Origin of the sequence: Microbacterium terrisoli (assembly GCF_030866805.1) — a bacterium.
Classification (GTDB): domain Bacteria; phylum Actinomycetota; class Actinomycetes; order Actinomycetales; family Microbacteriaceae; genus Microbacterium; species Microbacterium terrisoli.
Genome location: NZ_CP133019.1, coordinates 1041910 through 1057313 on the forward strand (window position 1 = coordinate 1041910; position 15404 = coordinate 1057313).

11 protein-coding genes are annotated in these 15404 nt (G+C 69.6%); 8 read left to right on the top strand and 3 right to left on the bottom strand.

The window, feature by feature from the left end:
• Positions 1–99: 99 nt before the first annotated feature.
• Positions 100–1923 carry a DUF4012 domain-containing protein gene (locus QU603_RS04380; RefSeq protein WP_308493276.1) on the top strand — a complete coding sequence of 608 codons (1824 nt, stop codon included), beginning with the start codon at positions 100–102 and terminating at the stop codon, positions 1921–1923.
• A 41-nt stretch (positions 1924–1964) separates the two neighbouring features.
• On the opposite strand, the gene QU603_RS04385 is transcribed toward QU603_RS04380, so the two are convergent.
• Both QU603_RS04385 and QU603_RS04390 read right to left on the bottom strand, forming a co-directional pair.
• The gene (locus tag QU603_RS04385; protein ID WP_308493277.1) at positions 1965–3284 is read right to left on the bottom strand and encodes an O-antigen ligase family protein; all 1320 of its coding nucleotides are present in this window, start codon (positions 3282–3284) and stop codon (positions 1965–1967) included.
• Between the two features lie 4 nt (positions 3285–3288).
• Complete coding sequence (locus tag QU603_RS04390; RefSeq protein ID WP_308493278.1) at positions 3289–4704, bottom strand: O-antigen ligase family protein; 1416 nt, start codon at positions 4702–4704, stop codon at positions 3289–3291.
• A 240-nt stretch (positions 4705–4944) separates the two neighbouring features.
• Between QU603_RS04390 and QU603_RS04395 the strand changes: the two genes are divergently transcribed.
• The 5 genes from QU603_RS04395 (at position 4945) to QU603_RS04415 (ending at position 13055) form a co-directional block, all read left to right on the top strand.
• Positions 4945–5265, top strand: coding sequence for a WhiB family transcriptional regulator (locus QU603_RS04395; RefSeq protein WP_308493279.1), 321 nt, complete (start codon positions 4945–4947; stop codon positions 5263–5265).
• 112 nt (positions 5266–5377) lie between these two features.
• Entirely contained in the window at positions 5378–8269 is a 2892-nt protein-coding gene (locus QU603_RS04400; protein ID WP_308493280.1) for a glycosyltransferase, read from the top strand.
• Positions 8266–9684, top strand: coding sequence for a DUF5719 family protein (locus QU603_RS04405; protein WP_308493281.1), 1419 nt, complete (start codon positions 8266–8268; stop codon positions 9682–9684). Before QU603_RS04400 ends, QU603_RS04405 begins: the two co-directional genes overlap by 4 nt.
• Positions 9685–9826: 142 nt before the next feature.
• The gene (locus QU603_RS04410; RefSeq protein ID WP_308493282.1) at positions 9827–11020 is read left to right on the top strand and encodes a PucR family transcriptional regulator; all 1194 of its coding nucleotides are present in this window, start codon (positions 9827–9829) and stop codon (positions 11018–11020) included.
• A 154-nt stretch (positions 11021–11174) separates the two neighbouring features.
• Complete coding sequence (locus tag QU603_RS04415; protein WP_308493283.1) at positions 11175–13055, top strand: Xaa-Pro dipeptidyl-peptidase; 1881 nt, start codon at positions 11175–11177, stop codon at positions 13053–13055.
• A gap of 60 nt (positions 13056–13115) precedes the next feature.
• Here the strand turns inward: QU603_RS04415 and QU603_RS04420 are convergent, their stop codons facing one another.
• The gene (locus QU603_RS04420) at positions 13116–13550 is read right to left on the bottom strand and encodes a hypothetical protein (RefSeq protein ID WP_370655327.1); all 435 of its coding nucleotides are present in this window, start codon (positions 13548–13550) and stop codon (positions 13116–13118) included.
• Between the two features lie 81 nt (positions 13551–13631).
• On the opposite strand from QU603_RS04420, the gene QU603_RS04425 reads away from it, so the two are divergent.
• Both QU603_RS04425 and ahcY read left to right on the top strand, forming a co-directional pair.
• Complete coding sequence (locus QU603_RS04425; RefSeq protein ID WP_308493284.1) at positions 13632–13838, top strand: DUF3499 family protein; 207 nt, start codon at positions 13632–13634, stop codon at positions 13836–13838.
• Positions 13839–13916: 78 nt separating this feature from the next.
• Positions 13917–15389 (top strand): adenosylhomocysteinase, encoded by a 1473-nt coding sequence (ahcY, locus tag QU603_RS04430; protein ID WP_308493285.1) that lies wholly within the window; start codon positions 13917–13919, stop codon positions 15387–15389.
• Positions 15390–15404 lie beyond the last annotated feature (15 nt).

A 15404-nucleotide genomic window follows, 5' to 3' on the forward strand; every position in this document is an offset into this window, starting at 1 on the left:
GGCACGTGGGTCGCCCTCCGTGATCCTAACGGTGGCGCTGATGGCGCCCTCCCGGCGCGCTCACGGACGAGGCACAGCCGCTCCCGGTATCCTCTTCTGGTGCCCAGACCCGCCACCTCCGGACGCTACCGCGTGGACCGCATCGGTTCACACGAGGCGCGCGTTCGGCGACGGCGCTGGCCGTGGATCACACCTCTGGTGATCGTCGGCGGCATCGGCATCATCGCTGGTGTGTTCGGGGTCCAGGCGATCACGGTGCAGCATGATCTGCTCACAGCCAAGTCCGAGCTGTCATCGCTGGGTCATTACGTCAAGAGCGGTGACTCCGCAAAGATCGACGCCGTCGGAGACAACGTCCTCAAGCTGACGCGTGACGCGAACTCGACCGTTCGCGGCCCGCTCTGGCAGATGGCCTCGGGCATCCCTCTCGTCGGTCAGAACGTCGATGCCGTGCGTCGGGCAACCGAGGCCACCAGCATCCTCGCGGAAGGCGCGCTGCCTGCCGGGGTGAAGCTGCTCAGCTCGCTGCGCATCGACAAGATGTCGGTCAGCGGCGGTGGCGTCGACCTGGAACCGATCGAGAAGGCCGCCACGTCGCTGCCCGAGATCAACGCGGCATTCGCGAGCGCGAAGACGAAGCTCGACGGGGTGGACCGCGCCTCGCTGCTGCCGTTCGTCGACAGTGCGATCGGCTCACTGTTCGATGTCATGGATCAGGCCGGGCCGGTCTTGAAAGACGTGCAGCACTACCTGCCCACGCTGCTGAAGGTCGCCGGCGCCGATGGCCCTCGCACCTACATGCTGATCTTCCAGAACAATGCGGAATCCCGCGCCACCGGGGGCCTGCCTGCGGCGACAGCGATCGTGAACGTCGACAACGGCCACCTCAAGCTGCAGGAGCAGACCTCGACGTTCACGTTCCCACGCGACCGCCAGGTGATCTTCCCGCCGGAGCAGACCCAGTCGATCTACGAAGCCGACACGTTCAAAGGGTTCGGCAACTTCAGCCGCACCCCGAACTTCCCGACCACCGGTGAGGCGTTCGCGGCGCTGTGGCACAACACGACCGGCGGCGAGCTCGACGGCGTGATCTCGCTGGATCCGGTCGTGCTCTCGCACATGCTCGAAGTCACCGGCCCGATCAAGACCGCCGACGGGCGCAAACTGACCAGCGACAATGTGGTCGAAGCGCTGCTGTATGACGCGTACATCCGCTACAAGGGCAATACGAACCAGGACGCCTTCTTCAGCGACGTCGCCGCCCGGGTGTTCCTCAAGCTGTCGTCGGGTGACTGGGACATCACGAAGATGCTCGACCAGCTGGGCGCCTCGGTCAGTGAGCATCGGCTGTACGCGTGGTTCCCACGCGAAGCGGAGCAGAACATGGCCGTCGAGATGAAGATGGACGGCACCATGACCGTCGACAACAAGAAGGCCACAGAGGTCGGCATCTACATCAACGACGCGGCCTACAGCAAGCTCGAGTTCTTCATGAAGACGTCGATGAACGTCACGTGCGACGTCGCGAAGCGCACCGTGACCACGTCGCTGACGATCGCCAACAGCGTGCCGATGACCGGCTTGACCAGTTATCAGCTGGGCATCCGCAACAAGCGCTACCAGATTCCGCGCGAGGACTTCGTCCAGGACATCATGTTCTCCGCCCCGCCGGGAGCCGAGATCACCAAGATGGACCCCGAACAGGGCGACGCGTGGGACGGGCGGCGCAGCGGTGTCGAGAACGGACACGAGGCGCAGGTCGTGCGCATCTTCGTGCCGCACGAGCAGACCCGCACGGTGTCGTTCACGGTGAAGCTGCCCAAGGGCCAGCTCGGCCCGCTGCTGGCGCGCACGACGCCGACGGTGACCACCACGCCGGTCTCGATCGCGCCGACGTGCGCCCCGCTGTTCACCGCACCCTGACCTCACCCTGACCGCACCCTGACCACCGCCCGAGACCGCCGTCACTCGTCGTCGGCGTTGCCCTCGGCGATGTCGGGCAGCTGCGCATCGTCGGCGGCCACGGCATCCATCCGCTCCCGCCACGATCGCGACTGACCGGCGCGCACGACGCACACCACCAGCACGAGCCAGCCTGCGCCCGAGAGGGTGAAGCTCTCGAACAGCGAGTTCGACAGCAGCGCCACCAGCACCAGCGGCGTCCAGGCGTAGACCGTGGCGCGGCGCTCGCCGGCGACCAGCCAGGAGCGGATCAGCGCGATGCCGGCCATCCCGACGAACAGGAACAGCCCGAGCCAGCCGACCTGCAGCACGAGGTCGGCATAGGCGTTCAGCGCCGTGGTGTAGTGCTTGCCCAGCGTGAAGTTGATCGAGACGAACGGGTACTGCTCCACCGGCCACGTGCCGAACCAGCCGAAACCCTCGACCGGGTGGTAGCGCACATAGACCGAGAGCACGCGCCACAGGTTCGCGCGGATCGAGAAGTCCGACCCGGCCGCGGCGATGATCTGGTGGCGCAGGATGTAGGCGGTGCCCAGCCCCACCGCCACGATGCCACCGAGCACCCACTGCACCGCGACACGGTCGTGCGCGTGCACGCGGCGCACGAGCGCGAGGGCGGCGGTGGCGATGCCGACGGCGGCGGCGACCACCAGGACCGTGGGCGAACCGCTCAGGAACGCGAGCACTCCGCCCACGGCGACCGAGAACACGGCAAGGCCCGGTCGAATGGATGCCGTGCGCCACTCGACGACGAAGGTCACCAGAGCGATCACCGCGACGAATCCCAGCATGTTGCGGCTGCTGAACAGACCCTGGACGGGTCCCAGCTGCGCGATGTTGCCGGCGATGCCGAACCAATGCACGGGGGTGCGCATCAGGATGCCGATCACGATCTCGAGGGCCAGCGAGATCGACAGCAGCCAGCGCATGACGTCGCCGAGCGCTCGCACCGTCTGCAGGGTGTCGCGCACATGGCCGATGACGATGGCGATCACCGCCACCCCGAGCAGGGCCACGCAGCCGGTGAGGGTGTCGGCGGGGGAGGTGCTCCAGATGAGGCTCAGCAGCAGCCAGCTCACGAAGACCAGCAGCGAGATGGGCACGAGCCGCAGGAACGAGAGCTCACGGCGTCGGGCCACCAGCATCCCGACCCCTACGACGCACAGCCCGCTGACGATCGTGATGAACGTCACGACTCCGGCGATCCACTGGATCGCGTACGAGGCGAACACCGTCGCGAACGTGGCCAGCGTGAAGGCGCGCGCCATGCCTGCCGACCGCAGCAGCTCGGGCAGCCAGCGGGGCGGGTGGGGAGTGGTCACCGGCTCAGCGCCCTCTGCCTGCGGACTCGGCGATCGGCTCACCGCGCTCGATCGCCATCCGCTGCTCGATGGGACCGACCCCCACGTGAGGGGACTGCTTGATCTTGAAGGCGAGCATGGCCACGAACATCCAGCCCCACAGCAGCAGCGGTTCGGACTCGGCGAGGCCCTGCACGAGCAGCAGCGTGCCCACCAGGGTCGGCAGCAGCGTCAGCGGCGAGTAGGGGCGGTCGGCGCGCAGATCCCAGCGGGGGCGGTCGACGGCGAAGAACCACGCGCGCCACAGGAACGCCAGGTACAGCAGCGCCAGCAGCACGATGCCGACGATGCCCAGCTGCAGCCAGACGTCGAGCCACACGTTGTGTGCCTGCAGGACCGACTGGCCGTGGTCGATGATCCAGCCGTCGAAGTGCGGGTCGGCCTGGATCCACGGCGTCGCGAAGCCCCAGCCCACCACCGGGCGCTGGCTTGCGCGGTCGATCACGTCTTGCCAGATGCCTCCGCGACCGGTGAGGGTCGATGAGCGGCCGAGCAGCGAGAAGATCGTGTCGCGCGCGAACCAGGCCGCGGCAAGGCCTGCCACCCCGATGACGGCGAACGCGATGTAGCGGGGGGTGCGCGCCCCGGGCGTGTCGGCGCGGCGCATGACCAGTGCCGCGATCAGGACGGCCGCAACGCCCACCGCGGCGAGGTAGATCGTGGCCGAGGAGGCGCGGTACATGAGATAGGCGGCCACGACGATCCACACGCCGAACATGATGCGCCGTGGGGCGCGGTCGGCGATGCGGATCGCGAAGACGATGATGGCCAGCAGACACACGGCCGCCAGCGGGTTGGCGCTGCCGAAGATGCCCTGGATGCGGCCGCCGTCGAACAGGTTGCCGCGGCACCAGAACACGATGGGGTCAAGACCGTGCTCGTCGGGGATTATGAAGCCCGGCAGCACCGGGCCGCGCACGAAGACGGCGACCACCAGTTCGAACAGGAGCGACAGGCCCAAGCACCATTTCAGGGCCGACCCGATGGCGCGCACCACCTCACGCCACGTGAGGATGGCCGCCACGAACAGCCCCTGCAGCGTCGTGATGACCAGCAGCGCCCACGTCAGCGCCGACACGCCCAGCCATGCGGACCAGAACATCGACAGTCCCGCCCAAGCGAGGTAGGCCGCCACGTGCCACGGCAGGCGGCGCCAGTTCACCGGCGGGCGCACCAGGAACCAGAGGACGGCCGAGACCACCGCCGACAGCGCGGTGATGGCGACCGCGACATCATTGCCGAACGCGTTGACCCATGACACGCCCGACAGGGCCAGGAACAGCACGAGGATGCACCAGCCGCGCAGCATGATGTGCCGCGTCTTCTCACGCACGGGCGCCGACGGCGCGGGCGCGGAAGGGTGCTTCGAGTTCACGGCCATGGTGGAATTCAGGGTATCGTGCCAGCCCTGTGAAATCGGGAGCCGGCCGGCCTGCCGAACGCAGGTGCATCTGCGGGGTCGTGACCAGTTCGTTATGGATCGCGACACACCCTCGGCGCGTCGCGAAGGTTCAACTGCGAGATGAGGCTTTAGTATCTGCGACTTGACCATCTCGAATGACACCTGTGTAATTATCTGCAAGCACGCATCGCGTGGGGGGATAGCAGGTAGGAGAACGAGATGACGGGCGCACAGTACCGCTCAGGCGTTCCCGCAGATTGGTATGTCGATCCGATCGAGCTGGGAGTGCCGGGCATTCGGCCACCGGTAGAAGAAGACAATCCGCTCGCATGGCAGGCTGACGCCCTGTGTGCGCAGACGGACCCAGAGGCGTTCTTCCCTGAGAAGGGGGGATCGACACGCGACGCCAAACGTGTCTGCGCATCATGCCCGGTGCGTGATCAGTGCCTCGAGTACGCGCTGCACAACGACGAGCGTTTCGGGATCTGGGGGGGTCTCAGCGAACGCGAGCGCCGCAAGCTCAAGCGTCGCGCCAGCTGAGGCCGAGCGTCGGCCGGCTCCGACCCGCCGCGGTCGCTGCACTGATGCAACGGCCGCGGGGTCGGCGCGTCGAGCGCTGCACGGCGGGGGCGGCGCTTAGGCTGACCGGGTCATGCCCGCTCGAGTACACGCCATCATCGTGGTGCGCCCCGATGCACGCATTCCCGCGGCGCACCGTCTGGAACGGGCGCTGGCCGCGATGAAAGACCAGACCGCGCCGCTTGCGGCGCTGACGGTCGTACTGTGCGGTGACGACGCCGACGTCGTCGCCGCGGCCGCGGCATCCGGCGCCACCGACGTGGTGACCCTGCCTGCCTCGACGAGCTTCGCCGCCGCGGCGAACCGCGGCGCACGGGACGTCACCGCCGAGGCTCTCTGGCTGCTCGCGCAGGACACCGTCCCCGAACCCGACGCCCTCGCGCATCTGTCGGACGCGCTCGAGGTCGCACCGTCCGTCGGGGTCGCCGCACCCAAGCTCGTACGGTGGAACGAACGCGACCGGATCGTGTCGCTCGGCGTGACGATGACCCGCTTCGGGCGCAGCGTCGGACTGGCCGACGACGAGTTCGATCAGGGCCAGCACGACGCGACCGAAGACGTGCTGGGCGTCGACATTCGGGGCGTGCTGGTGCGCACCGATGCCTGGCGGCGCGTGGGGGGAATCGACCCCGCGTTGGCCGGTGCCGATGAAGGCCTTGACCTCGGCGTGCGCACCCGGCTCGCAGGCGGGCGCGTGGATGTCGTGCCCGCTGCGCGGGTCGCCGTGCGCGGCGACGGCGTGGCAGGGCCCGCCGGAGTGCCGCCCGTGCACACCATGGGCATGCGGTACGCCGTCAGCCGGGCGCAGCTGCACCGCCGACTCGCCTACGCGCCCGCGGTCGCAGTGCCGTTCCTGTGGCTGGCGCTGCTGCCGGTCGCGCTGTGGCGCACGGTCGTGCGGCTGGTGGCGAAGACCCCCGCGGGGATTCTGCCCGAATGGGCCGCAGCGGCCGTCAGCGTCATCGCGCTGCCATCCCTGTGGCGGGCACGGGCCCGCATCCGCCGCGCCCAGGACGTGCCGTGGAGCCAGCTGGCGGCGCTGAGGATCACACGCGAACAGCTGCGCACAGGGCTTCGGCCCGACCTCGACGTGCGTGACGAGCTCGTGCGCCGCGAGGAGCTGCGCTTCTTCACCGGTGGGGGAGCATGGGCGGTGCTGGGAGCACTGATCGCCTCAGCGGTCGTGTTCCCGTCGCTTCTGGTATGGCCCGCCCTCGGCGGCGGTGCACTCGCGCCACTGCGTTCGACGGTGGCGCGTCTGTGGGCCGACGCGGCGTACGGACTGCGCCCGCTGGGACTGGGCGAGGTCGCTCCGGCCGATCCGTTCTCGAGTGTGATCGCCCTGCTCGGTTCGCTGTGGCCGGGTTCCCCGTCGAAGGCGATCGTGCTGCTGTGGCTGCTGGCGCTGCCGCTGGCCGTGCTCGGGGCATGGTTCGCCGCCACGCGGCTGACCGACCGGTCGGTGCTGCGCATCACCGGTGCGGTGGTATGGGCGCTCGCCCCGACGTTCCTCGCGGCGCTCATGCAGGGCCGCCCGGCCGCCGTGCTGGTTCATCTTCTGCTGCCGTGGCTGCTCTACGCCGGCTCGGTCGCACACCGATCGTGGGGGGCCGCAGGGGCTGCATCCCTGCTCTTGGCCGCAGTGGCGGCGTGCGCACCCTCCCTCGGCCCCGCGATGGTCGTGGTGTGGACGGTGTGGTTGGTCGTGCTGTTCGCCGTTCGGCGCGGGCGCGGCACCGCACGCGTGGGATGGATGGTGGTCCCGTCGATCGTGCTGTTCGCCCCGGTCGTGCTGCGGCAGCTGCGCAACGGCGACGCGTGGGGGCTGCTGGCCGACCCGGGCATGGTGTGGGCGGGGCCGCAGGCGCACGCCGACGCGGCCGGGCGCGCGCTGCTGGCGGCGGGATCGCCCACCATGGACCCCGGCGGGTGGGGCGCGATGCTGCGCGGCGGTGCGTTCGGCGATGCGCTGGTGGCACTCGCACCGGCCTGGCTGCTGGTGCTGATCGCCCCCATCGCCGTGTTGGCGCTGATGGGGCTGTTCACGCGGCGGTGGCTGGCGGCGACCGCCATGCTCGCGATGGCGGCCACCGGCACTGCGACGGCGTTCGTGGTGGTGGGCATCGCCGTGGCCGCGCGCACCGACACCGCCGTCGCGATCTGGCCGGGAGCGGGGCTGAGCCTCGCCTGGGCGGGGACGGCGGCTGCGGCCCTGATCGCCCTCGACACCGGGTTCGCGCTGCATCGTTCGCCCGACGCTGACCGCGCGCTGACGGCGGGGCGCTCCCGTGCGCTCGGCGCCTGTGCGGTGATGCTCGCGCTGATCGTCTTCTCGCTGCCGGTGCTGACCGCGCACCTGCGCGGCGCCTCGGCTCTGACCGACGGCCCCTCCTCGACGCTCCCGGCCTTCGTGACCGCAGAAGGGCGCAGCAATGCGAACACCGGCACCATCGTGCTGCAGCCCCTGACCTCGGGTGCCGTCGGTGCGCGCGTGGTGTGGGGCGAGAGCGAGACGCTCGGTGGGCAGAGCACCGTGCTCGAGACCCGCACTGCGCTGTCTTCGGGTGACGACGCCGTCGCCGAGCTCGCGGTGGACCTGGTGACCCCGACCTCGTCCGACGTGGTCGCGCGTCTGCGCGGCGACGGCGTCGCCTTCGTGCTGCTGGCCCCGGCAGATGCCGCCGCCGACGCGTCGCGTGCGCGGTGGCTGACGGCGTCGACCGCTCTGGACCAGCGGTCGGGGCTGGATGCCGTCGGCAGCACCGCGAAGGGCACTCTGTGGCGGGTGACGGATGCCGTGACCCCGCGTGCCGGTGCCTCTGAGGCGACCGATGGGCTCGCGCGGCTGATCGCGATCGTGCAGCTGATCGCGGTGGGTGCGGCGCTGCTGCTGGCTGTGCCGACGGGCGCCTCGCGCCGACGCGCGCGGCACCAGTCGCGCGTGGTGGGACGGGAGGGACGATGACGACACCGCAGCAGGCCGCCGGCGACCCCCGTTCCGGCGCGGCGACACGCCTCAGCGCGGCAGTCCGGCTCACAGCCGGGGCGATCATCGCGGGCGTGCTCGTGCTGGGCACGGCGGGCGGCGTCGCGTTCGGCTGGGTGTCTCACACATCGCCGCCCTCGGCGAAGGTCGTCGCTCCCAATTCCGCCGACTCGATGCTCACCTGCTCCGGTCCGCTGCTGGCGATCGGACGTGACGCGAACGCGCCCGCGAAGATCACGGAGGTCGCGCGCGACCGCGTGACCTCGACGGGTGAGGACCAGAAGAGAAGCTCGCTGAAGACGCCGGGCGTGTCCGGCGACTCCGGGCCCGTGCGTCTGCTGACGCCCGCGCAGGGCCGCACCGCTCCGGGCGCGGCGGGCGCGTCGTCGGCCTCGGCCGCCGATGAGGATCTCGCCGGCTTCGCCGCCTCGGCCTGTGCGCCCGCTCGGATGGAGTCGTGGCTGATCGCCGGCTCGACCATGCCCGGCTCCGCCGATCTGATCCTGCTGGCCAATCCCGGAGCAGTGCCGGCGACAGTCGATCTCACTCTGTTCGGCGAGGGCGGCGCGCACCAGTCCGGCGGCGGCAACGATGTGGTCGTCGCTCCCGGCACACAGCGGGTGGTGCCGCTGGCGGGCCTCGGCTTGCAGCAGGCGGCGCCGATCGTGCGGGTGACGGCGACGGGCGCACCGGTGCGTGCCGTGCTGCAGTCCAGCATCGTGCGCGGACTCGAGCCCGGCGGCCTCGACCAGAGCGGGGTTGCGGCCGCGGCTGCCCAGAGGCAGGTGATCACCGGCGTGCGGGTCGCCCGACAGGCGCAGGGCGATGCCACCAGCATCGTTCGACTGCTGTCGCCGGCGAAGGATGCCACAGCCTCGGTGTCGGTCATCGGCGAGCACGGCACCACCGGACCCGCGCTGCAGGTGCCGTTGGAGGCCGGATCTCCCGTCGATGCGGAGCTGGGGAGCCTGGCGCCCGGGGACTATTCGGTGATCGTCACCGCCGACCAGCCGGTGGTCGGTGCGGTCTGGCAGGCCACCGGCACCGGCAAGGGCGACGATTTCTCGTGGGTGGCCGCGGGCCCGGCACTGCCGCCCGTCAAGGACGGCACGGTGTTCTCGGTGCCCGGTGGTCCGAGCCCCGTGCTCATGCTCGTCGGTGCCGGCGACGCGACGTCTGTGACGGTCACGCCGGTCGCCGGCGGCATGGCGCAGAAGATCGCCGTCGGGCCCGGTCAGACGGCATCGGCGCAGCTGGCCGCCGGCCGCTCGTACCGTCTGCTCTCCGACCATGCGGTGCACGCATCCGTCGCCTTCGCCGGCCCCGACGCACTCGCGTCGTTCCCCGTGTGGCCGCAGGATGCGGCATCCGCCCCTGTCCGCATCTACCCGTGAGTCTCTGAGAGCGCAGGACCGTGCGGTCGGACGGACCGTGGGCGCTGAGGCACGTCGGTGAGTTTCCCTCGAGGACCGACTCGGATACACTCCTGTTCACAGCGGTTGGTCAGGATGACGACCCGACACCGGGGGTGAACGCGTGTCGCTCACACAGCTCGTGAATCATGTCGCGACGGAGGTAGGTCGTCCGGCGCTGCTCGAAGACCGTCGTCAGCGTGTGGTCGCCTACAGTCCGCAATCAGACGTGATCGATCCGGTGCGTGAGGCGTCGATCCTGCGCCACCGGGCGGCCCCTGCAGTCAGTGACTGGTTGCGCGGACTGGGCGTCTACCGCTCACGCGAGGTCGTGCACGTTCCTGCGAACTCTGCGCTCGGGATGCTGCCCCGGTTGTGCATCCCGGTCTCCACGGGATCGTTCTCGTTCGGCCATCTCTGGTTCATCGACGCGCCCGAGGCGATGAGCGCCTCGGAGGTGACGCGCGCCACGCGCTACGCGGACGCCATCGGTGACGAGTGGCGCCGGCAGGACGACGATGAGGTCGGGTCCCGCTCCGTGGAGCGGGAGTACCTGCGTGTGCTGCTGACGGAATCGGGCAGCCGCGCCATCGAAGCCGCCGAGTGGGCGGCGGATCGGCTCGGAGTGGCGGGGCGGGCAGCTGCGCGTGCTTACGTGATCGGCTGCGACGTGGATGCGGCCGCCGAAGCCGCCGAAGCCGCCGAGGTGCGCGCCGCACTCGCGATGGCTTCACGACGGTCGGCAGGGGTCGTCGGCAGTGCTCTGTGGCTGGTGCGTCACGACCACGCTGTCGTGGTCGAAGCGGCGTATGCCGCCGACGACATCGAGGCGGCAGCGCAGCGGGTCCTCTCCATCGGCGAGGAGGTGCTCGGTCGATTCGGCGACGTCACCGTGGGCGTCGGGCCGCTCGCGCCGACGCTGGCCGAGGTGCGCACCAGCTACGAGCGTGCCCGGGAAGCCATCCGGATCGCCCACGTCTTCCAGCTGCCGGATCCCGTCACGCACTGGGAACGACTGGGCGCCTATCGTGGCTTGCACGCAGCGGCCGAGCGAGGCATGCGCGCCGACGACTTCCACGATGTCCAGCGGCTGCGCGCAGAGCGAGACGGTGACATGCTGCTGGCGACGCTCGCCGAGTTCCTTCGTCGGGGTGGAAGCATGCAGAGCACCGCGAACCGTCTCCGGGTGCACCGCAGCTCGCTCTATCACCGTCTGTCACGCATCGAGACCGTGCTCGGGGTGGACCTGCGCGACGGTGTGCAGCGTCTTGGCCTGCACATGGCGATCATGCTCGCCGAGGCCGAGAAGTCGGGCTGATCTGCGACAAGCGACATCCGTCGCATCTGCCGCATCCGAGCCGCGGCATTTCGCGGATGACCGGCCGCATCCCCGCCTCTAGGCTCGACGAAACGTCGGCCGCCGAGGGCAGGCGTTCTCGCGAACCCCACACACCGAAAGGAGAGGTCCCGGCATGACGGATCTCGAAAAGCAGAGGGCGCTGCGGCGTCGGCGCGGCCTCACAGCCGTACTGACATCGTCGGTGGTCGTCTGCGGAATGCTGGTGACGACGCCGGCGATGGCTTCACCGGCACCGGCGCCGACCGAACCGACCTTCCAAGACGGGCTGTCACAAGCCGTGTTCACGACCGACAGGGCGCAGTGGGTCCGCCAGGAGGCATGGGTCGAAAGCGACGTCGACTCGGACCGTGACGGCAAGAACGACCTTGTGCACGTCGATGTCACTCGCGTCCCCGAGACGGATGCCGGGCTGAAGGTCCCGGTGATCATGGAGATGAGCCCGTACTACGCGGGCGGCAGCAGTGTCGGCAACTGGAGCGTCGATCACGAGATCGGCGAACCGCCGACCACGAAGCCCGGGTTCCCCGCGCCCAGGCCTCCGGCCACGAGCCCCAAGATCTCCTCTTCGTGGGAGAGCGCCTGGGTGCCCCGCGGCTACGCCGTCGTGCACGCGGAGTCGCTCGGCAGCGGCTTCTCCGAGGGGTGCCCGACCTCGGGCGGGCCCAACGAGTCGGCGGGCGGGCGGGCCGTGGTCGATTGGCTGAACGGGCGCGTGAAGGCGTACGCGAGTCCCGACCGCACCACCGAGGTCTCGGCGAGCAGCTGGGCCACCGGCAGCGTCGGCATGATCGGCACGTCCTACAACGGCACGCTGCCGATCGGTGTCGCAAGCACCGGTGTGAAGGGCCTGGATGCCATCGTCCCGGTCTCGGCGATCTCGGACTGGTACAACTACTACCGCGCGAACGGCGCCGTCCGTGCGCCCGGCGGCTACCAGGGCGAGGACCTCGATGTTCTGGCCGACTACGTGCACACGCGTCTTCCGCAGTCGCAGTGCCAGCCGGTCATCGACGAGCTCCGGGCAAAGCAGGATCGTGCGACCGGTGATCGCACCGCGTTCTGGGCGGAGCGGGACTACCTCGCGCACCCCGAGAACATCACGGCGGCCACGCTCGTGGCCCACGGTCTGAACGACTGGAACGTGATGACCAAGAACGCCTCCGACCTCTACGAGGCACTGAAGAAGACCGGCACCCCGCATCAGATCTACCTGCACCAGGGCGGCCACGGCGGCAACCCGTCGGACACGATGCTGAACCGGTGGTTCACCCGCTATCTGTACAAGCAGCACAACGGCGTCGAGAACCTTCCGAAGGCCTATGTGGTGCGCGAGGACAGGGTGCTCACCGAGTACCCGGACTGGCCGGACACCGACGCACGCCCCGCCACGGTGTGGCTCGGCGCCGCATCCGAGGCGAACACGGTCGGTGCGCTGAGGTTCACGAAGCAGGCACAGGCGCCGAAGGAGACGATCGTCGACGACGCGTCGAAGAGGGTGTCCACGCTTGCAGCCGCATCGCAGTCGTCGAACCGCCTGGTGTACCGCACGCCCGTGCTCAACGACGACATCCGTCTGTCGGGCACGCCGACGGTGTCGGTGAACCTCTCGGTCGATCGCCCCAAGGCCAATCTCTCGGCGGTCCTGCTGCAGTATTCGGACACGGGTGCGGCGAAGGTGATCTCGCGCGGCTGGATGGATGTCGAGAACCGCAACAGTGATGCGGTCACCGACACGATCACGCCGGGCCGGTTCTATCAGTTCTCGTTCGCGTTCGAGCCGAAGGACTACGTTTTCGCCGAGGGCACCAGCATCGGCGTGATGGTGATCAGCTCCGACAACGAGTACACGGTCCGTCCGGCCGCCGGAACGACGCTGACCGTCGACCCGTCCAAGTCGAAGGTGAGCCTGCCGATCGTCGGCGGTGTGGCCAAGCTGGTCCAGAGCATCGACTTCCACGGTGCCGGGCTCGGGGTGCCGGGTCCTCGCGACTGACGCGCTGATCTGAGCACGATGCGGGGCCCGGGCCGAACGACCCAGGCCCCGCATCCGAGCTCAGAAGAAGCGGAAGCGCTCAGGCCCCAGGTCCCACGGGTCGCGATCGAGGTACTCGGCGGCGGCGCGGAACATCGACCCTTCGATCACGATGCGCTCGCGCAGGTCGTCGCCCGGATGCACGCGACTCAGACGCTCGATCGGGATGCGGTACAGCACGATGCGCTTGGCGGCCTTGTCGACGAGCCAGCGCGGGATGCCTTCGGCGTCGGCTTCCACCGGCAGGTCGGCGATCTCGATCTTGACCTCGCGCAGCTCTTCCCAGGCCGATCGCAGGAATTCCGCAGCGGTGCCGACGATCAGATCGAACCGTTCGTAGCGGGTCTGCAGCGGCGGCAGCGGCGGCCGCACGACCGGGCTGCGCCCTTCACGGCCATGTCGACCGTGGCGCGAGGGACGTGGCCGCACGGGTGCGGCTGACCGGCGGCGCATCATGCTGTCCATCCTAGGTCGGGCGGGTGCGGCCGCGCGCCGATGCGGGGGCCGCGGCATCCGGAGCGATAGCGTGAGGAGCAAATGCGCCAGAGACTGTGTTCCAAGGTGGGGTGCTCCCGCGAAGCGGTGTCGACCCTGACATACGACTACACCGACCAGATGGCCGCGATCGGCCCGCTCGGGCGTGAGGGCGACCCGCACGCACACGATCTGTGTGCGATCCACACCGAACGGCTGTCGGTGCCGCGAGGCTGGGTCGTCGTACGGCACGAGACGCTCCAGGCGTAAGGCGGGTCGTCCCTCGGGGGCGTTTCGACTCAGTGCGCTCGCTCAACGACCTGCGGGGCGGCATGGGAGAATGGCGGGATGCCGGCATCCACTTCTCAGGCTCCTGCCCGTCCGATCGACTATCGCGTCGCCGACCTGTCGCTCGCCGAGGCCGGACGCCACCAGCTGCGCCTCGCCGAGAACGAGATGCCGGGCCTGATGGCGCTGCGGGCGGAGTTCGCCGCATCGCAGCCGCTGGCCGGGGCGCGCATCGCGGGATCGCTGCACATGACCGTGCAGACCGCAGTGCTGATCGAAACCCTCGTCGCCCTCGGCGCTCAGGTGCGGTGGGCCAGCTGCAACATCTTCTCCACGCAGGATGAGGCGGCCGCCGCTGTCGTGGTCGGACCCGGCGGCACGGTGGCCGAGCCGCAGGGAGTGCCGGTGTTCGCGTGGAAGGGCGAGACCCTCACCGAGTACTGGGACTGCGCCGACCGCATCTTCGACTGGTCGGCCGAAGGATTCGACGGGCCCAACCTGATCCTCGACGACGGGGGAGACGCCACCCTGCTGGTGCACAAGGGCGTCGAGTTCGAGAAGGCGGGGTCGGTGCCGGATGCCGCCGCCGGCGACTCCGTCGAGTACGGCGTGATCCTCGACCTGCTGCGGGGGAGCCTCGCCCGCGACCCCGAGCGGTTCACGCGGGTGGCGGCCGGGCTGCTGGGTGTGACCGAAGAGACCACGACCGGAGTGCACCGGCTGTATGAGCTCGCAGCGTCCGGCGGACTGCTGTTTCCCGCCATCAACGTCAACGACTCGGTGACCAAGTCGAAGTTCGACAACACGTACGGCATCCGCCACTCTCTGCCCGACGGCATCAACCGCGCCACCGACGTGCTCATCGGCGGCAAGGTCGCCTTCGTCGTCGGCTACGGAGACGTCGGCAAAGGTGCGGCCGAAGCCCTGCGCGGGCAGGGCGCGCGCGTGATCGTCAGCGAGATCGACCCGATCTGCGCGCTGCAGGCGGCGATGGACGGATTCCAGGTCGCGCGGCTGGACGACGTCGTGGACCAGGTCGACATCCTCATCACCGGAACCGGCAACACGCACGTCGTGACCGTCGAGCACCTGCTCGGACTCAAGCATCTGGCCATCGTCGGCAACGTGGGCCACTTCGACGACGAGATCGACATGGCCGGGCTCGAAGCGCTGCCGGGTGCGGTGCGCGTGGAGATCAAGCCGCAGGTGCACGAGTGGCGCCTGCCGAACGGGCGCAGCATCCTGGTCCTGTCCGAAGGCCGGCTGCTGAACCTCGGCAACGCGACCGGGCACCCCTCGTTCGTGATGAGCGCGTCGTTCACGAACCAGGTGCTCGGCCAGATCGAGCTGTTCACCCGCAACGAGGCCTACCCGGTGGGCGTGTACACGCTGCCCAAGGTGCTCGACGAGAAGGTCGCGCGCCTGCACCTCGATGCGCTCGGCGTGCACCTGACCACGCTCACCGACCAGCAGGCCGCGTATCTGGGAGTGCCGGTCGAAGGCCCGTACAAGCTGGACCACTACCGCTACTGAGCCGGTGAAGCGGGC